Raw genomic sequence first — 20,198 nt, forward strand, 5'->3', positions numbered from 1 at the left:
GAGTTTATCTAGCCTGGCTGGCTAACGATACTGGCGACACCCCCCACCCGTGATGGAAGTGAACCGCCATGAGCGCCGCCCTGATGAGTACCTACCAGCCTTTGTCCCTGAACTTCAGCAAAGGCCTGGGCACCCGCCTCTGGGACCAGGCCGGCCGCGAATACCTGGACGCCATCGCCGGAGTGGCCGTGACTGGTGTCGGCCATTCCCACCCGCGCCTGGTCAGCGCCATCAGCGAGCAGGCCGGATTGCTGCTGCACACCTCCAACCTGTACAGCATCGACTGGCAGCAGCGACTGGCGGGCCGGCTGACGGCGCTGGCCGGCATGGACCGGGCGTTCTTCAACAACTCCGGGGCCGAGGCCAACGAAACCGCACTGAAACTGGCGCGCCTGCATGGCTGGTACAAGGGCATCGAGCAACCGCTGGTGGTGGTGATGGAGAACGCCTTCCACGGCCGTACCCTGGGTACCCTGTCGGCCAGCGACGGGCCGGCGGTACGCCTGGGCTACGGGCAATTGCCCGGGGATTTCCTCAAGGTGCCCTTCGGTGACCTGGCGGCCCTGGAGCAGGCCGCCAGCCGCCATGGCGCACGCATCTGCGCGGTGCTGCTGGAGCCGATCCAGGGCGAGAGCGGTATCCAGCTGGCACCAGCAGGTTATCTGAAGGCACTGCGCGAGCTGTGCTCCCGGCGCAACTGGCTGCTGATGCTCGACGAGATCCAGAGCGGTATCGGTCGCACCGGTCGCTGGTTCGCCTGCCAGCACGAAGACGTGGTGCCGGACGTGATGACCCTGGCCAAGGGCCTGGGCAACGGCATCCCCATCGGCGCTTGCCTGGCCCGGGGCAAGGCCGCGCAACTGTTCACCCCCGGCAGTCATGGCAGTACCTTCGGCGGCAATCCCCTGGCCTGCCGGGTGGCCTGCACGGTACTGGAGATCATCGAGGAACAGGGCCTGCTGGCCAACGCCGAACGCCAGGGCGCGTTGCTGCTCAAGCTGTTGCGCGAGGAACTGTCGGAGCATCCGCAGGTGCTGGAGATTCGTGGCCTGGGCTTGATGATCGGGCTCGAACTGCGGCGTCCGGCTCCGGACCTGGTACAGGCTGCCGCCCGGGATCATGGGCTGCTGATCAACGTCACCCGGGGCAAGACCATCCGCCTGCTGCCACCGCTGGTGATCGATGAGGACGAGGTACGGACGATCGTCCAGGCATTGCGCCAGTTGCTGGATCGCCCATGAGCGCCTGCGGGAAACATCCCGCTGCGCGGAGCAATGCCGGGGGCTAACGCAGCCAGCTCCCGGCAGGTGCTGACACCTGGCTCAGTCGTCCAGGGCCTGGGGCGCCGCTGCGGGCTTGGCCTGCTTGCCAGCCTTGGCATTGGCTGGCTTGGCCTGGGGTTCCGGCGCTGGGGCCGGGGCGGCCGCCTGCTTCTCGGTCGCCGGCAATTGGTCGATGGCGCTGAACACTTCCTTGAGTTCGATGGCCCCTGAATGCTCCAGCTTCTTCTCGCCATCCTTGCCCACCAGGATCACCTTGGTCTGGGCCCCCGCGCCCAGCTTGAGGCTGCGGATCAGGGCCATGGTGGATTGCGGGTCGATGTCCTTGCCGTCACGCTGGCCTATGGTGTTGAGCACCGTGTACAGGACCATGTTGCGTTCGTTGAAGGCCTGGCGATTGGCCGGCTCCTCGAGGGACTTCTTCAAGCTCACCAGGGTCGGGTCGACGCTGCTGGGGGCGATCACGATCAATGGCCGTGATTTGCCCAGGTCCTGGGCCAGTGGGCCATCGTTGTCGGCAGCCAGGACGGGGCCTGCGACAGCGAGCAGAGTTGCGAGGGTCAATGACCGAATGAACATGCGTCTCTCCTTATATTTTCCACGCAGTAATGATTGCGCATTGCGGGAAAAGGTCCAGGCCACGACTCAAAATCTGACATTTTTCTAACCCCGGCACCCGCGGCCCGGCTGGGCCACGCCAGGCGGCGCAGAACCGCCGACACGCTTGCCAGTGGACTCCCCGCCTTCTGTAACAGCAGCGAAACCTGCCTGGCCACTACTACCTGGGGTAGTCTTCGAGTGCTCCTCGAATAACAGCCTGCAATATGACACCCCTAATTCTTCGCCCCGACAAGCACACACACTTGCGACAACTAACCAACCAGTCCTGAACGCTTTAAAGTTATTTACGAAGTGTCATTTTCCGAACGCCAGAAAACAGGCATTAACGAACCGGTTCATTCAACAAGAGCGGCCACTCCTCGGCGCCACCGCCGGCTCACCGAGCTGCCGCCACGCGGCATCGGGCCTGACGCAAGTTATACAAGCGCCTCCAGGCAACTACACCGAACAATGATCTGGAACAAACATCCCGATTACCCACTACTTGTTCTTTCATTATCCGTCGCTCTATAGTTCGGCGCGGCACGGACAGCCCGTAACAAACACAATACAAACGGCAACTCGTTACATTCCCGAACACTATCCAACTACGGATTTATTCGAATGAGCGTCCGATCCCGATGATTCCCCTCCTCGTCTGCGACGATTCGAGCATGGCCAGGAAGCAGGTGCTGCGTACCCTGCCCGGCGAATGGCGGGTATCCGTGACCCAGGCCTGCAATGGCCGCGAAGGGCTGGAGGCATTGCGCAAGGGACTGGGCAAGGTGGCGCTGCTGGACCTGACCATGCCGGTGATGGACGGCTACCAAGTGTTGAGCGCCGTGCAGGAAGAAGGCATCGACACGCAGATCATCGTCATCTCCGGCGACGTGCAAGAGGAAGCGGTACGCCTGACCCGCGAGCTGGGCGCCCGGGCATTCCTCAAGAAACCTTTCGATCCCCAGCAACTGCGCAGCCTGCTCCACGAGCTGGAGCTCCTGGACAACGGACGCAGCAAGCCGGTGCCCGATCCGTCGCCGGCACCGGTGGTGACCTTTCGCGATGCCTTTCGCGAGACTGTGAACGTCTCCATGGGCTACGCCGCGGCACTGATCGCCAAGGTCCTGGATGTGTTCGTGCACCTGCCGATCCCCCACGTCAACATTCTGGAGGCCGGGGAATTGCAGATGCTGCTGACGGACGCCAATCGCTCGCGGCAACTGACCGCCATCTGCCAGAGCTACATCGGCAGCGGCATCGCCGGCGAGGCGCTGCTGATATTCCATGATTCCTCGGTGGCCGACATCGCCCAGTTGATCGAACAGGGCACCGACCCCTACCAGGAAATGGAAGTGCTGATCGACCTGTCCAGCGTGCTGATCGGTGCCTGCCTGAGCAGCATCGCCGAGCAACTGGACGTGTTCTTTTCCGTGGGTCATCCCCAGGTACTGGGGGAGCACACCGCCATCGACGAGCTGATCGTGCTCAACCAGCAACGCTGGAAGAACACCCAGGCCGTGGAGATCAGCTACAGCCTGGATGAGCAGAACATCCATTTCGACCTGTTATTGCTGTTCACCGAGGACTCCCTGGCCCTGCTGGAACAGAAACTCGCCTACCTGATGAGTTGAACCATGCCCAAACGAATGGATTTCAGTGAACTGCACTGGCTGCTGGCGGTGGTCCACGGCATCGACGTGGGAATCGTCGTGCTGGACCTCGAATGCCGGGTCCAGGTGTGGAACAGCTTCATGGAGAACCGCTCCGGCGTGGCCTCCAAGCAGGCCATCGACCGCTCGTTCTTCGAGCTGTTCCCGGAAGTCGAGCGCCCCTGGTTCAGCCGCAAGGTCGGGCGGGTAGTGGCCCTCGGCACGCCGGCCTTCACCATCTGGAAACAACGGCCGTACCTGGTGCGCTTCAAGAACTACCAGCCGATCACCGGCCAGGGCGAGTTCATGTACCAGAACACCACGCTGCTGCCCCTGCGCTCGTCCAATAGCGAGATCCACCACGTGTGCCTGGTGATCTATGACCTCACCGACGTGGCGATCAACAACCTGGGGCTGCAGAAGGCCAACCAGCAACTGCAACAGCTGTCGCGCACCGACCACCTGACCCAGCTCTACAACCGGGGCCACTGGGAACAGCGCCTGCAATTGGAATATGCCCGCCACGACAGGACCACCGCCCTGCTGATGCTGGACATCGACCACTTCAAGTCGATCAACGATCGCTACGGCCACCAGGCCGGCGACGCGGTGATCAAAAGCCTCTCGGAGCTGATCCACCAGCACCTGCGCGACAGCGACGTGGCCGGGCGCTACGGCGGCGAGGAGTTCGCCATCCTGCTGCCGCGCACCGACCTGGACGGCGCCCATGCCCTGGCCGAGCGCCTGCGCCAGGCGGTGGAGCAACAGGCCGTGGTCCACCACGGCCAGAGCATCGCCTTCACCATCAGCCTGGGCATCGCCTGCCTGGATCACACCGCCCGCGACCACCGCTGCCTGGTCGAATGGGCGGACCGCGCGCTGTACGCCTCCAAGCATGCTGGACGCAACCGGGTCAGCACCCACGCTGCCTGAGCCGCCCGGTAAAAAAATCCCTCGGGGCGAGGAGAAATTCCCGGCCTTGGCGGTCAATCCGCAGTCCACTTGCCTGCCCGCGCTATAAGGAGTGCCACGCGCATGTCTCGATCCACGCCGCAACAGAACGCCCAGGAACAATGGCACAACGCCGTGCACCGCTATGCCCAGGACATCAACCGCTATGTCGAGACCGGCATGCGTGAAGGCTGGGACAACCTGCAAGAGCCCTACCTGCCACCCACCGAGCACTTGCTACCGGCCTGGCAGGCAGCCCTGGAAGAGAACAACGCGGCCCCCTGGGACCCAGCCACGCGCCAGGCTTTTCGCCAGGCCTGGCCGCCGGCGCACTTTCCCCTGACGCCACGCCTGGACGACCAGGGCCAGATGGTCCCGGCCCTCGCCCTGCTGGCCGACGGCAGCCTGCTGGCGCGGATCGGCGCACCCTACGAGGCGGGCTCGGTGGTGCACATCGACAACGATCGCGTCCGGACCCTGGATCAGGTGGAGTACTTCGGTGCCTGCCCGCAGAGCCGCTACTTCGCCTGGGCCCGGGCTGAAGGCATCCAGGTCACCGACGGTTGGGACGGCCCACAGGTGGCGAGCTTCGCCTGGCCCGAGCGGCTCTCCGGGTTGCCTGCGGACCTGGAGCTGCGCGAACGCGCCACTCCCAGCCGCCTGATCCCCTTCCCCGACGGCCAGCGGGTGCTGCTGGTCAGTGCCGATGGCATCTTCGTGCTCCATGCCGACGGCGCCACCCGCCTGCTGCGCAACCTGGAAGAGCTGCGCCAGGATCTGGCCAAGGGAGTCGCCGCCAAGGACCTCAACCTGGACCTGGACATGGAGCACGGGGCGATTTCAGCTGACGGCCAGTGGATCGCCGTGGGCGAGCAAAGCAGTTCGCACCTGGTGTTCGATGCCCAACTGCAACAAGTGGCCGAGATCGGACCCGGCAGCGAATACCCGCACTTCGCCTGCTTCAACCAGCGCGGCGACCGCCTGCTGCTCAATGCCTGCCACTTCTACAGCGGCGCCAGCCTGGGCGTCGCGGTGGCGGACCTGCCGGGGCTGGCCACCGACTTCTACAGCGACGACCCACGCACACCGGTGTTGCAGGATGGCGCCCGGGTATACGCCGCGGCCTCGCGGGGCGACGAGTTCATCATCGGCGATGCCTACGGTTACCTGCGGGCCTTCAGCGAAACCGGCGAGGAGCGCTGGCAGCACTACGTCGGCTCGACCCTGTGCGCCATGGACATCAGCCCCGATGGCCAGACCCTGGTGGCCGCCACCTACGCCGGGATCATCGTGCGCATCGAACTGGACCGTGGCCGCCCGGACTGGCAGATCGGCACCGGCGCGCACCACGAAGTACAGCGCTGGCTGTTCTGGAAGGATCTGGCCAAGCCGCTTCTATGGTGAAAAAGCTCAGCCCGGCTAACGCGAGAACTCAACCTGCATCTGCAGGTTGGCCGGATCGTCGATGGCTTGCAGGTACTGCTCCAGGCTGACCTCACCGGCACAGGCGCGAGCCCCCGGGAGCAGCGGCTGGCCATCGAGCACCTTGAGGATCACCGCCACCGCTGCGCAGCTGGGGATCTCCGGGCCATGATCGTTGGCGGCGGTCAGTTGCGCTCTCATCGACAACGGCTGGCCGTCCTGGCCCAGACCATGGACATCGACGTACATGGCGCTCAAGCCATCGCCCAGCCACTCGAACCAGGTTCCGCAGCGATGCAGGCGCGTAGCCCAGGGCGCCGGGTCGCGCACCAGCCCCAGCTTCACCGCCTGGGCCAGCAAGGCATTGGCCAGCCCGGCGACCTTGAGCCCGGCACCCGCCTTGAACGACAGGGTATGGGCGCCATAACGGGCGGCGAACAGATCCAGGTCCGGCACATCGACATTGGCCACCAAGCGTGTGCCCAGCCTTGGCAGCTTGCGCAAGGTCAGGCCCTGCCAGCCGATCACCGGGTGCGACTGGCCGTCCTTGAGCTGCAGGATCGGCCGGCCGGCATAGGCCAGGACGCCGAGGATGGTGGACAGCCCCGGCATCTTCGCCGAGGAGGAAATGCCATGTTCGATACGTTCGATCCGGGAAAAACGCTGGCGATGCTCATCGATGATCGCCGTCGACAGGGTCGGCACCGAGCTGCAGCCGCTGAGTACCACCACCCCGGCGGCCCGGGCCTGGGCATCGAGGGCCGCGATGCCGACGACGAACTGGCGACAGTCGGCCAGGTCGCAGTAATTGACCCCGGCCTCGATACAGCCGCGCGCCACGGCATGGGATTGCCCCTGGAACGGTCCACCGGTGTGGATCACCCAATCGATCTGCAGGTGCTTGAGCGCCGGTGCCCACTGCTCGCCCATGGCGTCGCCGCACCAGCCTTCGCAGGGCTGGCCGCCCTCCGCGCGCAAGGCCTGGACCTTGGCCTCCAGGCGGGCCGGGTCACGTCCGGAAATCACCAGGTGCAAGCCCGGACGGTGGATCAGGTAGCGACAGATGATGCTGCCAAAATTGCCATAACCACCGACCACCAACACTCTGAGCGTCATTACCTGCATCCCTGAAATAAATACGTTGCGCCGCTGGATGAGCGGACCTTGCGGCGCGGCAGCTTCCGCGATTTGCCCTGGAGCGACAAGTGCCGGCAGCCGCCGGATACCTTCCGGCGAGGGCCCGACAGGGCCGCGCGGAACACTTGTAACATTAAGTTGCTAAAAAATTGCCAATGCCAGTCCGGCATAATGCTATGCAAATTCCTCATCCTCTACGGCCCGGGAGCGTGTTAGCCTCGTCCTGCTATGTCGGCCTCGCATAACAAACCCGCAGCTTCATTCAATCAAGCGGGATAAAGACGCCTTGCTACCCCCCTGCTTCACCTTCATCTGCCCAACCAACGTTTCGCTGCGAGCCTTTCGATCATCGGCTCGCCAAGGGAACTGATTGCAAAATTCGATTCGACCCGAAGGTCGATCTCTCGATCCCATCTCGGAGCTGTTATGTCCAGGCTTTCCCATCAAGATTTGCGCCGCGGTTTCCGTGAACTGATCGCCTCTTCTTCCTGCTATCACACCGCTTCTGTGTTTGACCCGATGTCCGCCCGGATCGCCGCCGACCTGGGCTTCGAGGTCGGTATCCTCGGTGGTTCCGTGGCCTCGCTGCAGGTCCTGGCGGCCCCCGACTTCGCCCTGATCACCTTGAGCGAGTTCGCCGAGCAGGCCACCCGCATCGGCCGTGTGGCCCAGTTGCCAGTGATCGCCGACGCCGACCATGGCTACGGCAACGCCCTCAACGTGATGCGCACCGTGGTCGAGCTGGAGCGCGCCGGCATCGCTGCGCTGACCATCGAGGACACCCTGCTGCCGGCGCAATTCGGCCGCAAGTCCACCGACCTGATATCCGTCGCCGAAGGCGTGGGCAAGATCCGCGCGGCCCTGGAGGCCCGGGTCGATCCGGAACTGGCGATCATCGCCCGGACCAACGCCGGGATCCTGCCGGTGCAGGAAATCATCAGCCGCACCCAGCAGTACGAACGCGCCGGCGCCGATGCCATCTGCATGGTCGGCATCCGTGATTTCGAACAACTGGAGCAGATCTCCGAGCACCTGAACGTGCCGCTGATGCTGGTGACCTACGGCAACCCGGCGCTGCGCGACGACGCACGCCTGGCCCAGCTGGGCGTGAAGATCGCGGTGGACGGCCACGCCGCCTATTTCGCGGCGATCAAGGCCACCTACGATTGCCTGCGCGAACAGCGGCAGATCTTCACCCAGGCCTCGGACCTGAGCGCCACCGAACTGGCGCACACCTACACCCAGCCCGAGGAGTACATCGTCTGGGCGCGGGAGTTCATGAGCGTCAAGGAGTAACACCGGCAATTGGCCGGGGTGAGGCGCAACGCCTCAACCCTGGGCCGATTTCAACGCGCCTTCCACGCAATCCAGGACCTGGCCTATGGTCCAGGGCTTGCGGATGAAGGACACCGGATAGCGCACCCCGGAACTCTCGGGGGTCTCGTACCCCGACATCACCACGATCGGCATCCCCGGTAAGTGTTCGCCGCACAGGTTGCTCAGGCTTGCGCCATTGAGCCGGCCAGGCATGGTGATATCGGTCAGCAGCAGCGCCACGTCCGCGGCCCGTTCGTGGAGGAATTCCCAGGCCTGGTCGGCACTGCCCAGGGCCTGGGTGGCGTAGCCCTCGTCCTCGAGGATCTCGCACAGGAACTCCAGCACCGTCGGCTCGTCCTCCACCACCAGGATCAAGCGCCCGCAGGCGTCGCTATCGATGGGCGAAGCTGAATACATGGATGACACTCCCTGGCAGGTTGGATGGGCGAGCCAAGCCGCCGACACACTTATGAGCGAAGGCGCGAAGATAAATTCACTTGCCACGACCGTCGGCGGATAATGCCAGCCCCGCACGCGCCACCCAAGTGGTGTCGTGGTTGAAAACGGAGGTGGTTCTTTCCATGGAGTTCGATCCCAAGCGACTGGCCCAGGCCAGGCACCTGGTGGTATTCAGCGGCGCCGGAGTCTCGGCGGAAAGTGGCATCCCGACCTTTCGCGATGCCTTGACCGGCCTCTGGGAAAACTTCGATCCGGCGCGCCTGGCCACGGTCCAGGCCTTTCGCGACGACCCGGCGCTGGTCTGGGGCTGGTACGAATGGCGGCGCCAGAAGGTGCTCGCGGCCCAGCCCAATCCGGCCCACCTGGCGATCGCCGAACTGGGCCGGCGCCTGCCGCGCCTGACCCTGATCACCCAGAACGTCGATGACCTGCACGAACGTGCCGGCAGCGTCGATGTGCTGCATCTGCACGGCAGCCTGCACAGCCCCAAGTGCTTCGCCTGCAACCGGCCCTTCAGCGGCGTGCTGCCCATGCCATCCGTGCCAGAGAGCGGCGCGCGCCTGGAGCCGCCACGCTGCACCGGCTGCAATGGCAAGCTGCGCCCCGGCGTGGTGTGGTTCGGCGAAGCGCTACCGGAGGCGGCCCTCAAGCGCGCCTTCCAGGCTGCCCGCGAGTGCGACCTGCTGCTGTCGGTGGGCACCTCCGGGCTGGTGCAGCCGGCGGCGCAGATTCCACAGCTGGCCCTGCAGCAAGGCGCCTGCGTGGTGCATATCAACCCGCAGCCACAACCTGGCAGCGCCCCCGGGGAATACCACCTGGTGGGCAAGGCCGGGCAGGTACTGCCACAACTGCTACAGCAGGCCTTTGCCTGATTTCCGGGTGGCCCGCAGTGGGCCACCCTCTGCTTTCAAGGATGTTTCAAGATGTCGGATACCCAAGACTTTTCATGGTTCGAAGCGGCCTGGGAACAGCGCGAGGAACAGATCTACCGGAGCTTGTTCGGTGACCTCGGCCCCGGGATCTACCCCCTGGACCCGAGCCTGTTCCGCGACGCCGAAGTCGATCCGCGCTGGCTGACCCATGGGGTCTTCGAGTCGCCCCCCAATGCCCGACGCGAGAGCTGGCTGTACGTCACCTCGGGCCTGTCCAATGCCTGGCACGCGGAGCAACCCGAGCCGGACGGCTGGTCCGGGATGGGTCGCGAGCTGCTGCTGGAAACCCGTGAGCAATCGCCATGGGCGCTGTACCTGCTGCGTCACTTCTGCGCCTACCAACTGTTGTTGTCTGCCGGTCACTTCGGCGAGCGGCCACTGCTGGACGAGTGGGACCGCATGCGCCTGGGCAACCCCATCGACGGTGCCGGCAGCCAGGTCGAGAGCGTGCTGTTCATCGCCGCACCGGGGTTTCCCGAGACTCAGCAACTGCTCTGCGGGCGTTTCGACTTCCTGCAACTGGTGGGCCTGACCGCAGCGGAACACACCTGGGCGCAGGCTGAAGGCTACCCCGAGCTGCTCCAGCGCCTGGCCCAGGCCGGTGCCTCGCCAGTGATCGATCCACGGCGCGCCAGCATCCTGTGATGCGCTCGAAACCCGGGGACAAGGGCACGCCTCATCATTTTTCCCGCCACGACGGCTCGTCATGAGGTAGATTCAAAGAGCGAACACCCTCGCAGCGATCGCCGCTTTCTTGCCCTGCCGCTGGAAACCAGCCCCCCGGATACGGGCGGCCCCGCTCACTGCCCCGCTCTTTCGCGCCCCCGCCCCCGGGATCGGTGGCGCCGCTTTCAGGAAATGGATGAATGCCGCAAAGACATGTGATCAATGCTTCGGTCAGCCCGAAAGGCAGCCTGGAGACCCTCTCGCAACGTGAAGTGCAACAACTGAGCGCCGCCAGTTCCGGCAGCATCTACACGCTGTTCCGCCAGTGCGCCCTGGCCATCCTCAATACCGGCGCCCACGTCGACAACGCCAAGACCATCCTCGACGCCTACCACGATTTCGAAGTACGGATTCACCAGCAGGATCGCGGCGTGCGCCTGGAGCTGCTGAACGCTCCGGCCGATGCCTTCGTCGATGGCGAGATGATCGCCAGCACCCGGGAAATGCTCTTCAGCGCCCTGCGCGACATCGTCTACACCGCCAACGAACTGGACAGCCAGCGCATCGACCTGGAGAGCTCCCAGGGCATCACCGACTACGTTTTCCACCTGCTGCGCAACGCCCGCACCCTGCGTCCCGGCGTGGAGCCCAAGCTGGTGGTGTGCTGGGGCGGCCACTCGATCAACACCGACGAGTACAAGTACACCAAGAAGGTCGGCCACGAGCTGGGCCTGCGCAAGCTGGACATCTGCACCGGCTGCGGCCCCGGCGTGATGAAGGGGCCGATGAAGGGTGCCACCATCGCCCATGCCAAGCAGCGCATGAACGGCAGCCGCTACCTGGGCCTGACCGAGCCGGGCATCATCGCCGCCGAGGCGCCCAACCCCATAGTCAACGAGCTGGTGATCCTGCCGGACATCGAGAAGCGCCTGGAGGCCTTCGTCCGGGTCGGACACGGCATCATCATCTTCCCCGGTGGCGCCGGCACCGCCGAAGAGTTCCTGTACCTGCTGGGCATCCTGATGCACCCGGACAACCGCGACCTGCCGTTCCCGGTGATCCTCACCGGGCCCAAGAGCGCGGCGCCGTACCTGGAGCAGCTCAACGCCTTCGTCCTGGCGACCCTGGGCGAAGCGGCCGGCCAGCACTACCAGGTGATCATCGACAACCCGGCCGAAGTGGCCCGGCAGATGACCGAAGGCCTGAAGACCGTCAAGCAGTTCCGCCGCGAGCGCAACGACGCCTTCCACTTCAACTGGCTGCTGAAGATCGACGAAGGCTTCCAGCACCCGTTCGACCCGACCCACGAAAACATGGCCAACCTGCAACTCAGCCATGCCCTGCCCCCCCATGAACTGGCGGCCAACCTGCGCCGGGCGTTCTCCGGCATCGTCGCCGGCAACGTCAAGGACCAGGGCATCCGCCTGATCGAGCAGAAAGGCCCGTACAGCATCCATGGCGACCCGGCGATCATGCAGCCGCTGGACCAGCTGCTCAAAGCCTTCGTCGATCAGCACCGCATGAAGTTGCCCGGTGGTGCCGCCTACGTGCCCTGCTATCGCGTGGTCAGCTGAGCCCCGATACCCGCCCCGCCGCGCGCCGGCCCATGGCGCGCGGCTCGTACCTCGATCAAGGCACGGCGCCAACCTCCGCTGATTCGGCTGGCGGCTGCAACTGGCCTTCGAGCTGGCGCCCGAGGTAATACACCCCGGCCATGACCCCATGTTGCGGATCATGCAGTTGCCTGAGCCAGGCCTGGTCGAATGCCTCGCCCAGGTCCCGGCGGGTCTGGGCTTGCAAGTCGGGCCGAGCGTCGTCCTGGACCAGCGCCCGGACGCCGGCCACCCCTACCGAGATCAACGCCCCGGCCACACGCCCTACTGCAGCGGCCACGGCACCGGCGACCCCACGCCCGGCGAACTGGGCCTGGAGTTTTTCGCTGGTCTGTTGTGCTACCCGGGGCACGCCCGAAGTACCAGTGGCCTGCTCGGGCAGGCGTAGCTGCTGCAGCAACGGCCCGTAGGCCGGCAACCGGACGATCGGCTCGACCTGCAACAACTGGCGCAGGCTGGCCCGCTGGCTCGCCTGCGGTCCCAGATCGATGGCCATGATCCTTTCCAGGTGCTGGTCCAGTTGCGCCGCCGGCAACTGCAGGCGGGTACTGACCTGCGCCAGTTGCAGGCGCAGCTGCTGCACGTAGAACTCCATGGCCTGGGCGGTGATCTGGTCGGCATCGATCTCCAGCGCCACCGGCGCCAGCACCCGCTGCTGGTATTGCTCCTGCAGGTATAGCGCCAGGCGCCTGGCGGCCTGGTCGCTGTCGCCGCCACTGTTGAGTGAATACCAGCCGACCTTCAACGACAGCCACTCCTGGGTCCAGTAGCCGCTGAACCAGGGGATGAAGCTCTCGTCGGTCTGCTGGTAGACCCGGGTTCGCCAATGCTCCATGGAACCTTGGGCATAGACTTCGGCCTGTGCGGTGGCGCGAGCGGAGGCCTCCAGCAAGGCGCGGTCGACCTGGCGCCAGGTAGCCGGGGCCACCGGAGCCGGCGCCATGGGCTCGGGACTGCGGTTGGCGCAACCGGCCAACACCAGCAAGCCCAGGACGAACAACCAGGTTCGACCTCGACCGGCACCCAGCGCTTGTGAGCACACGGCACGTCCCTCCGCTATAGGCGGCGCCGCGCCCATCCGAGCCGCGCCGACCTTTTTCCAGTATAGGTAGCGCGACACAGGTATATTGCCCGCGCGCTCGCGCCATGGACCTGCCGCCCTGCCCAAGGAACCTTCATGCTCTACCGTATCGCCGCCGACAGCCTGGTGCTGTTCCACCTGTCCTTCATCCTCTTCGTACTGCTGGGCGGCCTGCTGGTGCTGCGCCAGCCACGCCTGATGCTGTTGCACCTGCCGGCGGCGGCCTGGGGCGTGGCCGTGGAAGTCGGGCACCTGGAATGCCCGCTGACCCGCTGGGAGAACCTGCTGCGCCATGCCGCCGGACAACAGGGCTACGCCGCCGGATTCATCGAGCATTACCTGATCCCGCTGATCTACCCCGCGGGGCTGACCCCGGGCATCCAGTTGTGGCTCGGCGCCGTGGTGCTGCTGATCAACCTGTCGGTGTACGCCTGGCTGCTCCGACGCTGGCTGCGCCGGCGCCGCGGCTGAAGCCCACGGGGCCGGCCACTGGCCCCGATTTTCCGCACAACGCACGGGCAGGCCATCCAGACCTGCGCAACTGGCACAGGCACGGCGCTATATAGTTTTGTATATTGCGCTATCGAATCACGAGATCGCCCCATGCCCGCCCCTCCCGCATCCCCGCAATCACGCCCGCAACCGCCGCCGCGCCGCGAACGCCAGTCGCGCATGCGCCATCGGCAGCTGATCCTAGACGCCGCCTGCAACGAATTCGCCGCCAAGGGCTTCAGCGCCTGCCAGACCCTGGACATTGCCCTGCGGGCCGGAGTCCCCAAGGCCAACCTGTATTACTACTTCCACACCAAGGAGAACCTCTACGCCGAGGTCCTCGAACCGTTGCTCGAACCCCTGGGCCAGGCCTCGGCCCTGTTGGCCGCCAACGCCGAGCCGACAACCGCGCTCACCGCCCATATCTCCGCGCGGCTGCGGATCGTGCAGGCATACCCGTTGCGCTCGAAGATTCTCTGCAGCGAACTGCTCCATGGTGCGCAGCAGTTGCCCGACAGCTGGCGCCAGCAACTGCATGCCCAGCAACAGAACGAAATCGCCTGCCTGCGCAGCTGGATCGAAGATGGCCTGATCCAGGCCGTCGCTGCGGAGCACCTGCTGCTGTTCATCGCAGCGACCACCCAGACCTACCCCACCCTCGGCTGGCAGATCGCCCTGATCCAAGGCCGTAGCGAGCCCAGCGACGCCGACTTCCAGGACGTCGCCAGGACCTTGACCCGGATGATCCTGGCCGGCGCCGTGGGCACTTCGGGCATGGGCCAGGACCGGTCGGCCCGGGCACTGGCGGTCTAAGGTTGCGCCAACTGCGCGCAGGCCTCGCCCAGGGCCTGCCAGGTGGCTTCGTCGGCCGGGATCAGGTGTTCGATGCGCAGCGAGGCGACCGTGATGTCCTGGGGCATGCCGAAGGTGGTGAAGGTGGACAGGAACCGCAGTTCGCCCTGGGGCCCACGGACCCGAGTCAGCAACAGCGGCGCCGACACCTCGGCCGCATCCACCGCCAAAGGCACCGGCAGGGTCGCCAGCAGCGCCGCCAAGCCGGGAGCCTCGCCAGCCTCCCGGGATGCCCGTTGCCAGGCCACCTGGCGGATCTGCTCGGCATTGATCAGGCAATCACCCAAGCCTGCGGGCGCCAACAGCGTCACCAGCAGGTTGAAACCTTCGCCCAGTGCTTGCCGGGGCAGGCCCAGCAACTGGAACAGCGCCTGGGTCGCCCGATTGGCCGCCAGCACCTGCCAGCCGCTGTCGATGACGATCGCCGGCGCCGGGTTGTTGGCTTCCAGCAAATGCAGCAACGCCGTGCGCACCGGGGCCAACCCCGGATCGCTCAATGGCAGCGCGGCATAACGCGGCGCATAGCCGGCGGCGAGAAATACCCGGTTGCGCACTTCCAGGGGCGTTTCCAGGGTATCCAGAAGGCGCTGCAACAAGGCCGGGCTGGGTTGTGCCCGACCGGTCTCGACGCAACTCAGGTGCCGTTGCGACAAGCCGGCCTGCAAGGCCAGGTCCAGCTGGCTCAGGCGCGCCTGATGGCGCAGCCGGCGTAATTGCATGCCTACGGCCTGCCGGTCGATGCGGGAATGCTCGAGGGTATCGGTCATGGAGACGGTTCCGTTGCGCTCCGCCCTCAGCCCAGGGTCTTGCAGAAGATCAGCTCCGGATCCTGCTCGTCGAGGTTTTCGATCACCCCGCTGGGGTGGAACCCGGCCTTGGCGATCATGGCCCGGGAGGCCTGGTTCGACTGGTTGCAAGAGATGAACAACCGTGGGGTACGACACGCCTGCTCGGCGGCCAGGAGCAAGCGCAGCGCCACCCCCTGGCGTTGCTGCCAGGGGGCCACGGCCACCAGCGCGACGAAGCCGTATTCGAAGAAATCATGGTTGAGCAGCAGGTAGCCGACTACCTGCCCCTGCGCCACCTCGACCCAGCCCTCACCCCGTGCGACGGCTTGGTCGACCTGCCGCCCCCGAGCCGGATGCTGGCGGGCGTAGGGATCGCACTCGAGCATGGCCGGCACGTCCGTGGGGTCGGCCAGGCGAATCGTTCGGCCAGCGCCGGCTGCTGGGTTCGGCTGGTGGTTGCTCATGGTCGTTCGGTCCTTGAAGAGAGGGGCACAGGCTTTAGCACAACGCATCGGTGCGCGGCTGTCTATGACCTGCGGGGTCATTGAGTGGCGCAGCGCTCGCCACTTAGCCTGTTTGCCTGACGTTGTTCAAGGAGTTTTAACGTGAAACCCACCTTCTGGATGCTCTGTGTCGTGCTGTTCGCCGGCCATGAGCTGGACGCCGTGGCCCAGGCCGAATGGCGCCTGCTCTACGGCCTGCGCGACCTCGAGCCAGCGCTGGCCCAGCAGTTGTTCATCGCCTTGCACGTGCCCCTGGGCGTCGCCTTGATGGCCCTGGCCGGACACCCTCGGGCCCGGCTTCGACGCACTACCCGACAGGCCCTGGCCGGATTCGCGGTAATTCATGCCGGGCTGCATTACCGCCTGCAAGAGCACCCGCTGTACCTGTTCGATTCGCTGCTGTCCCAGGGGCTGATCCATGCCTGGGCGGCTGCCGGCCTGGGCTACCTGCTGCTGGACCTGGGAACCCGGCATCCGCGATTCGCCAATGCCCACCGCCCCTGATCGAGGAACACCCATGCCCCGCCCCTATCCCGCGCTCCTGGCCTTGCTGGCTTTCAGCGGCTACACCCTGTTCACCCTGCTGCAGGCCGAGCAGTCGCTGCTGCAATTCGGCCTGCAGCTGCTGTCGCGCCCGGACACCGCGCAAGTGGTGATCGACCTGTACCTGATGGCCATCCTGGCCGGACTGTGGATGCTGCGCGACGCCCGCGCCCGAGGACGATCGGCGAGTTCGGTATGGCCCTACCTGCTGCTCACCGCCGTGTTCGTCTCCATCGGCCCGCTGCTGTACCTGGTGGTCTGCGGCTGGCGGGACCGACGCCAGCCCGGGAACGGCTGACGCCGGGGCTCAGATCAGGCGCTGGATCTGCTTGTGGCGCCAGACCAGCTTGAAGTAGCCGACCTGCAACACCAGCATCGCCAGGTAGGCCACCGGGAACGCCATCCACACCCCTTGCAGGCCGAACTGCGCATCCAGCAAGTAGGCCGCCGGCAACTGCACCCCGAGGATGCAGAAGATCGAGATCGCCACCGGCATCAGCACCGTGCCGCTGGCGCGCATGATGCCGCCGACCACCGCCTGGAAGCCGAACACCAGCAGGCTCCAGAGCATGATGTGCAACAGGTGCCCCGCCTGGACCAGGGCCGCCGGGTCGATGATGAACAACCCCAGCAGCCAGTGGGAAATCAGGTAGCCCAGCAGCACCAGGGCGCCGGTCAGGCACAGATTGATCAGCAGCCCGGTGCGCAGGATCGGAGTGATGCGCTGAAGTTGTCCGGCACCGATGGCCTGGGCCCCGAGGATCGAGGCGGTGATGGCGATCGACAGCGCCGGGAACTGCACGTAGTTGACGATCTGGGTCACTGCGCCATAGGCCGCGGTAGCCTGGGAACCGTGGTGGTTGACCAGCGCCAGGATCACCAGCTCCGACAGCGAGATCACCACCATCTGCACCCCGGTGGGCAGGCCGATGCGCAGCACCTTGGCCAGGATCGCCCGGTCCAGCTTCAACGCCGCGAACAGCGCCCGATCGAAGGCCAGCGGATGGGTCTGGCCCCGCAGGCGCCAGACCAGAAAGCCCATGGCGATGATGTTGCTGGCCAGTCCGGCGAAGGCCGCACTCTGGATCCCCAGGGGCGGCAAACCCAGCCAGCCTTGGATCAGCGCCGGGGTCAGGAGCAGGCCCACCAGGGTCGAGACGATCAGCGCCAGCAAGGGCGACAGGGTATCGCTGACGCCTCGCAGCAACTGGGTGAAGAGCACGAAGACCAGCAGCAACGGCAAGATCAGCATCATCACCCGGGCATAACCCACCGCGTCATCCAGCACGTCCGCCGGCGTGCCCAGGCCCTGCAGCACCGGCCGGGCGAAGAGCATGCCCAGCACCGCTCCCACCAGGCCGATCATGGCCCCGAGCAACAGGGTGCTGCCGGCCACCGACTTGACCGCATCCAGCTCCCGGGCGCCCCAGGCCTGGCCGATCAGCACCGAGGCCCCCGCACCCAGGCCGATCACCAGGGCGATGAAGAAGAACAGGATGGGGAACATGCCCGACACGGCCGCCAGGGCCTGGGTCCCCAACAGCTGGCCGATGTAGATGCCATTGAGGGTGCCGGAGAAAGACTGCAGGAAATTCGACAGCACCATGGGCAGCAGGAAGAGCAAATACACCTGCCAGAGCGGTCGCTGGGGAGCAATGGACATGGAACGGGCAACCTCGAATCAGGGCGATGAAAAAGGGCCACGGCGGCCCGGGTATGACCGACCGCGATTATCAGGCTCGACGGTTCGGCAGGCGCGCGGGGTGGCCGCGCGCGATATGGCCAGTGCCGGTCAGCGGTTCACGTTGACTACCACCCGCCCACGGACCTTGCCCTCGAGCAACTCGGCGGCGACACCGATGGCCTCGCCCAGCGCCACTTCGCGGGTGATCAACTCCAGGTGCTCAAGGTCAACCTCGGCGGCCAACCGCTGCCAGGCATGGACCCGCTCCTGGTATGGCCGGGTCACGCTGTTGATTCCCAACAGGCTGACCCCACGCAAGATGAAAGGTGCCACCGAGGCCGGAAAATCCATGCCCTGGGCCAACCCACAGGCGGCCACCAGGCCATCGGCGGCGGTACCGGCGCAGACGTTGGCCAGGGTATGGCTGCCCACCGAGTCGATGGCCGCCACCCAGCGTTCCTTGGCCAGTGGTCGTCCCGGCTGGGACAGCTCGGCGCGCTCGATCACCTGGCTGGCCCCCAGTTGCCGGAGGTAGTCGGCCTCTTCCGGGCGGCCGGTGGCGGCGATCACCGAGTAGCCCAGGCGTGCCAGCAAGCTCACGGCAAAGCTGCCGACCCCGCCACTGGCGCCGGTGACCAGCACCTCGCCCTGCCCCGGGCGCAGGCCGTTACGCTCCAGGGCCAGCAGGCACAGCATGGCGGTGTAGCCGGCCGTGCCGATGGCCATGGCCTGGCGCGGGGTGAAGGCTTGCGGCAGGTGGATCAGCCAGTCGCCCTGCACCCGGGCCTTCTGCGCCAACCCGCCCCAATGGCTTTCGCCCACGCCCCAGCCATTGAGCAAGACCTGGTCGCCTGCCCGCAAGCGAGGGTGGCTGCTGGACTCCACGGTGCCCGCCAGGTCGATGCCGGGGACCATGGGGAACTGACGCACCACCGGGCTCTTGCCGGTGATCGCCAGGCCGTCCTTGTAGTTCAACGTGCTGTAGGCAACCTGCACACTGACCTCGCCTGCGGGTAGCCGGGCGTCTTCCAGCTGCGTCATATCGGCGCGATAACCTGCAGTGTCTTTGTCGATCACAATGGCGTTGAACATCCGGGACTCCTGCTTGGAAAGTGGTCTGTCGGCAACGGGCAAAGGCCGGGGGCACCAGCGCGGCACAGGGACATGCCGGCGAAGGCGCCATCCTACGCAAGGCCCCGCGTAGCGTCCACGTTGACGCCGACATGGCAAACCCGGGCATCGCGGCGTTACCATTGCGCCCGAGTTTTTGTTGATCGAACGGATTCCCGACCTTGTCCCACCTTCTGGAAAAAGCCGCTGCCCGTGGCGACCTCGCCGCACTGACCCGCCTGCTGGATGCCGGCGCAGACATCGAATGGAAGCACAAGGGAACCGGCCGCACCGCACTGCTGGCGGCCACCATCGCCGGCCGCCTGCCCGCCGTGGCATTGCTGCTGCAGCGTGGCGCCAACCCGCAACAACCCTGCAAGGCACTGGGCTACAGCTCGCTGTCCTGGGCTGCCGGCAACGGTGCTTGCGCCATCGCCAAGCTGCTGATCGAACACGGCGCAGCCCTCGACCAGGTCTCCCCAGACCTGCGGCGCAGTGCCTTGATGAATGCCGCCCAGGGCGGCCACGCCGAGATGGTCAGCCTGTTGCTGCAGGCCGGGGCCGATGCCCAGCTGCTGGACTTCCAGCAGCGCAACGCCTGGTCCCTGGCCGAAGACAAGGGCCATGAGCGGATCATGCACTTGCTCGCCCAAGCCGGGGCCGGAGCCCAGCAACCCAGCGAGCCCGCGCCGCACCTGCCCTGGCCGGAACTGCCGGCCGCTGGCGACAGCAGCGCCGACCCGGTCACCCAGGTGCGAGCCTATACCCTGGCCCTGGAGGCCTGGGAACGGCGCGGCAAGGCCCAGGCACGCGACGGCCTGGACCAGGACTTCTGGGCCGAGCCCCGGCAGCTGCTGGAGCGCTTCTGCACCCAGCGCGACAGGGCCTACGCCCGCGCCTCCTATGGCTCGCCCACCACCTACTCGAAGGACAACGAACTGCTGGCCTGCCAGCTGCTCAAGCCGAGCCAGGCCGAAGTGCTGATCCGCGATCCCGCTTCGCGCAGGCTGCGCTACGAGTATCGTTTCCTGGTCAAGCTGGCGGCCGGGCAATGGCGGATCGACAACGTCAAGCGGCGCCTGGCCGGCACCGAGAAATGGGAAAACACCATTCTTTGAA

At 65.9% G+C, this 20,198-nt stretch carries 21 protein-coding genes; 13 read left to right on the top strand and 8 right to left on the bottom strand.

Annotation, left to right across the window (positions count from 1 at the left end):
• The first annotated feature begins 68 nt into the window (after positions 1-68).
• A complete protein-coding gene (locus tag GDH07_RS15965; RefSeq protein WP_053136200.1) occupies positions 69-1,241 on the top strand; it encodes an aspartate aminotransferase family protein in 1,173 nt (390 codons plus the stop codon).
• 81 nt (positions 1,242-1,322) lie between these two features.
• On the opposite strand, the gene GDH07_RS15970 is transcribed toward GDH07_RS15965, so the two are convergent.
• Positions 1,323-1,859: a DUF4174 domain-containing protein gene (locus GDH07_RS15970; protein WP_053136204.1), complete on the bottom strand. Its 537-nt coding sequence runs from the start codon at positions 1,857-1,859 to the stop codon at positions 1,323-1,325.
• A gap of 662 nt (positions 1,860-2,521) precedes the next feature.
• On the opposite strand from GDH07_RS15970, the gene GDH07_RS15975 reads away from it, so the two are divergent.
• The 3 genes from GDH07_RS15975 to GDH07_RS15985 all read left to right on the top strand — a co-directional run bounded on the left by GDH07_RS15975 (position 2,522) and on the right by GDH07_RS15985 (position 5,884).
• Positions 2,522-3,511 carry a response regulator gene (locus tag GDH07_RS15975; RefSeq protein ID WP_152898149.1) on the top strand — a complete coding sequence of 330 codons (990 nt, stop codon included), beginning with the start codon at positions 2,522-2,524 and terminating at the stop codon, positions 3,509-3,511.
• Between the two features lie 3 nt (positions 3,512-3,514).
• The gene (locus tag GDH07_RS15980; protein WP_152898150.1) at positions 3,515-4,462 is read left to right on the top strand and encodes a sensor domain-containing diguanylate cyclase; all 948 of its coding nucleotides are present in this window, start codon (positions 3,515-3,517) and stop codon (positions 4,460-4,462) included.
• Between the two features lie 102 nt (positions 4,463-4,564).
• A complete protein-coding gene (locus GDH07_RS15985) occupies positions 4,565-5,884 on the top strand; it encodes a YncE family protein (RefSeq protein ID WP_152898151.1) in 1,320 nt (439 codons plus the stop codon).
• Between the two features lie 15 nt (positions 5,885-5,899).
• Here the strand turns inward: GDH07_RS15985 and GDH07_RS15990 are convergent, their stop codons facing one another.
• Complete coding sequence (locus tag GDH07_RS15990; RefSeq protein WP_152898152.1) at positions 5,900-7,018, bottom strand: saccharopine dehydrogenase NADP-binding domain-containing protein; 1,119 nt, start codon at positions 7,016-7,018, stop codon at positions 5,900-5,902.
• 447 nt (positions 7,019-7,465) lie between these two features.
• Between GDH07_RS15990 and GDH07_RS15995 the strand changes: the two genes are divergently transcribed.
• Positions 7,466-8,335, top strand: a complete 870-nt coding sequence (locus tag GDH07_RS15995) for an isocitrate lyase/PEP mutase family protein (protein WP_031321513.1) — start codon at positions 7,466-7,468, stop codon at positions 8,333-8,335.
• A 33-nt stretch (positions 8,336-8,368) separates the two neighbouring features.
• Here the strand turns inward: GDH07_RS15995 and GDH07_RS16000 are convergent, their stop codons facing one another.
• A complete protein-coding gene (locus GDH07_RS16000) occupies positions 8,369-8,773 on the bottom strand; it encodes a response regulator (RefSeq protein WP_152898153.1) in 405 nt (134 codons plus the stop codon).
• Positions 8,774-8,937: 164 nt separating this feature from the next.
• On the opposite strand from GDH07_RS16000, the gene GDH07_RS16005 reads away from it, so the two are divergent.
• The 3 genes from GDH07_RS16005 (at position 8,938) to ppnN (ending at position 11,987) form a co-directional block, all read left to right on the top strand.
• Complete coding sequence (locus GDH07_RS16005) at positions 8,938-9,687, top strand: SIR2 family NAD-dependent protein deacylase (protein ID WP_152898154.1); 750 nt, start codon at positions 8,938-8,940, stop codon at positions 9,685-9,687.
• 51 nt (positions 9,688-9,738) lie between these two features.
• On the top strand, positions 9,739-10,392 hold the full coding sequence (locus GDH07_RS16010; RefSeq protein WP_152898155.1) for a suppressor of fused domain protein: 654 nt from the start codon (positions 9,739-9,741) through the stop codon (positions 10,390-10,392).
• Positions 10,393-10,613: 221 nt separating this feature from the next.
• Positions 10,614-11,987: a nucleotide 5'-monophosphate nucleosidase PpnN gene (ppnN, locus tag GDH07_RS16015; RefSeq protein ID WP_022643799.1), complete on the top strand. Its 1,374-nt coding sequence runs from the start codon at positions 10,614-10,616 to the stop codon at positions 11,985-11,987.
• Positions 11,988-12,042: 55 nt separating this feature from the next.
• Here ppnN and GDH07_RS16020 read toward each other — a convergent pair whose 3' ends face one another.
• Entirely contained in the window at positions 12,043-13,068 is a 1,026-nt protein-coding gene (locus GDH07_RS16020; protein ID WP_343038254.1) for a hypothetical protein, read from the bottom strand.
• A 135-nt stretch (positions 13,069-13,203) separates the two neighbouring features.
• On the opposite strand from GDH07_RS16020, the gene GDH07_RS16025 reads away from it, so the two are divergent.
• Both GDH07_RS16025 and GDH07_RS16030 read left to right on the top strand, forming a co-directional pair.
• Complete coding sequence (locus tag GDH07_RS16025; RefSeq protein ID WP_053136222.1) at positions 13,204-13,578, top strand: DUF2784 domain-containing protein; 375 nt, start codon at positions 13,204-13,206, stop codon at positions 13,576-13,578.
• Between the two features lie 132 nt (positions 13,579-13,710).
• Positions 13,711-14,412: a TetR/AcrR family transcriptional regulator gene (locus GDH07_RS16030; RefSeq protein ID WP_085066079.1), complete on the top strand. Its 702-nt coding sequence runs from the start codon at positions 13,711-13,713 to the stop codon at positions 14,410-14,412.
• On the opposite strand, the gene GDH07_RS16035 is transcribed toward GDH07_RS16030, so the two are convergent.
• Together GDH07_RS16035 and GDH07_RS16040 are read right to left on the bottom strand one after the other, a co-directional pair.
• Positions 14,409-15,218: a helix-turn-helix domain-containing protein gene (locus tag GDH07_RS16035; protein ID WP_085596663.1), complete on the bottom strand. Its 810-nt coding sequence runs from the start codon at positions 15,216-15,218 to the stop codon at positions 14,409-14,411. The two genes, GDH07_RS16030 and GDH07_RS16035, sit on opposite strands and share 4 nt — an antisense overlap.
• A 26-nt stretch (positions 15,219-15,244) precedes the next feature.
• A complete protein-coding gene (locus GDH07_RS16040) occupies positions 15,245-15,703 on the bottom strand; it encodes a GNAT family N-acetyltransferase (RefSeq protein WP_053136225.1) in 459 nt (152 codons plus the stop codon).
• Between the two features lie 141 nt (positions 15,704-15,844).
• Here GDH07_RS16040 and GDH07_RS16045 point away from each other — a divergent pair, with 141 nt between their 5' ends.
• On the top strand, positions 15,845-16,246 hold the full coding sequence (locus GDH07_RS16045) for a DUF6713 family protein (RefSeq protein WP_343038255.1): 402 nt from the start codon (positions 15,845-15,847) through the stop codon (positions 16,244-16,246).
• Positions 16,247-16,259: 13 nt separating this feature from the next.
• Positions 16,260-16,583, top strand: a complete 324-nt coding sequence (locus GDH07_RS16050) for a DUF2834 domain-containing protein (protein ID WP_152898156.1) — start codon at positions 16,260-16,262, stop codon at positions 16,581-16,583.
• 9 nt (positions 16,584-16,592) lie between these two features.
• On the opposite strand, the gene GDH07_RS16055 is transcribed toward GDH07_RS16050, so the two are convergent.
• Positions 16,593-17,948, bottom strand: a complete 1,356-nt coding sequence (locus GDH07_RS16055) for an MATE family efflux transporter (RefSeq protein ID WP_152898157.1) — start codon at positions 17,946-17,948, stop codon at positions 16,593-16,595.
• Positions 17,949-18,077: 129 nt separating this feature from the next.
• The gene (gene acuI, locus GDH07_RS16060) at positions 18,078-19,061 is read right to left on the bottom strand and encodes an acrylyl-CoA reductase (NADPH) (RefSeq protein ID WP_022643791.1); all 984 of its coding nucleotides are present in this window, start codon (positions 19,059-19,061) and stop codon (positions 18,078-18,080) included.
• A 200-nt stretch (positions 19,062-19,261) separates the two neighbouring features.
• On the opposite strand from acuI, the gene GDH07_RS16065 reads away from it, so the two are divergent.
• Positions 19,262-20,197 carry an ankyrin repeat domain-containing protein gene (locus GDH07_RS16065; RefSeq protein ID WP_152898158.1) on the top strand — a complete coding sequence of 312 codons (936 nt, stop codon included), beginning with the start codon at positions 19,262-19,264 and terminating at the stop codon, positions 20,195-20,197.
• Position 20,198: the final 1 nt, after the last annotated feature.

Source organism: Pseudomonas piscis (assembly GCF_009380155.1).
Classification (GTDB): Bacteria; Pseudomonadota; Gammaproteobacteria; order Pseudomonadales; family Pseudomonadaceae; genus Aquipseudomonas; species Aquipseudomonas piscis.

Coding starts and splice junctions, on each gene's coding strand:
- GDH07_RS15985 (WP_152898151.1), top strand. CDS start 4,565: ATGTCTCGATCCACGCCGCAACAGAACGCCCAGGAACAATGGCACAAC.
- acuI (WP_022643791.1), bottom strand. CDS start 19,061: ATGTTCAACGCCATTGTGATCGACAAAGACACTGCAGGTTATCGCGCC.
- GDH07_RS16035 (WP_085596663.1), bottom strand. CDS start 15,218: ATGACCGATACCCTCGAGCATTCCCGCATCGACCGGCAGGCCGTAGGC.
- GDH07_RS16005 (WP_152898154.1), top strand. CDS start 8,938: ATGGAGTTCGATCCCAAGCGACTGGCCCAGGCCAGGCACCTGGTGGTA.
- GDH07_RS16010 (WP_152898155.1), top strand. CDS start 9,739: ATGTCGGATACCCAAGACTTTTCATGGTTCGAAGCGGCCTGGGAACAG.
- GDH07_RS16050 (WP_152898156.1), top strand. CDS start 16,260: ATGCCCCGCCCCTATCCCGCGCTCCTGGCCTTGCTGGCTTTCAGCGGC.
- GDH07_RS15970 (WP_053136204.1), bottom strand. CDS start 1,859: ATGTTCATTCGGTCATTGACCCTCGCAACTCTGCTCGCTGTCGCAGGC.
- GDH07_RS15975 (WP_152898149.1), top strand. CDS start 2,522: ATGATTCCCCTCCTCGTCTGCGACGATTCGAGCATGGCCAGGAAGCAG.
- GDH07_RS15990 (WP_152898152.1), bottom strand. CDS start 7,018: ATGACGCTCAGAGTGTTGGTGGTCGGTGGTTATGGCAATTTTGGCAGC.
- GDH07_RS16055 (WP_152898157.1), bottom strand. CDS start 17,948: ATGTCCATTGCTCCCCAGCGACCGCTCTGGCAGGTGTATTTGCTCTTC.
- GDH07_RS15965 (WP_053136200.1), top strand. CDS start 69: ATGAGCGCCGCCCTGATGAGTACCTACCAGCCTTTGTCCCTGAACTTC.
- GDH07_RS15995 (WP_031321513.1), top strand. CDS start 7,466: ATGTCCAGGCTTTCCCATCAAGATTTGCGCCGCGGTTTCCGTGAACTG.
- ppnN (WP_022643799.1), top strand. CDS start 10,614: ATGCCGCAAAGACATGTGATCAATGCTTCGGTCAGCCCGAAAGGCAGC.
- GDH07_RS16000 (WP_152898153.1), bottom strand. CDS start 8,773: ATGTATTCAGCTTCGCCCATCGATAGCGACGCCTGCGGGCGCTTGATC.
- GDH07_RS16025 (WP_053136222.1), top strand. CDS start 13,204: ATGCTCTACCGTATCGCCGCCGACAGCCTGGTGCTGTTCCACCTGTCC.
- GDH07_RS16030 (WP_085066079.1), top strand. CDS start 13,711: ATGCCCGCCCCTCCCGCATCCCCGCAATCACGCCCGCAACCGCCGCCG.
- GDH07_RS15980 (WP_152898150.1), top strand. CDS start 3,515: ATGCCCAAACGAATGGATTTCAGTGAACTGCACTGGCTGCTGGCGGTG.
- GDH07_RS16040 (WP_053136225.1), bottom strand. CDS start 15,703: ATGAGCAACCACCAGCCGAACCCAGCAGCCGGCGCTGGCCGAACGATT.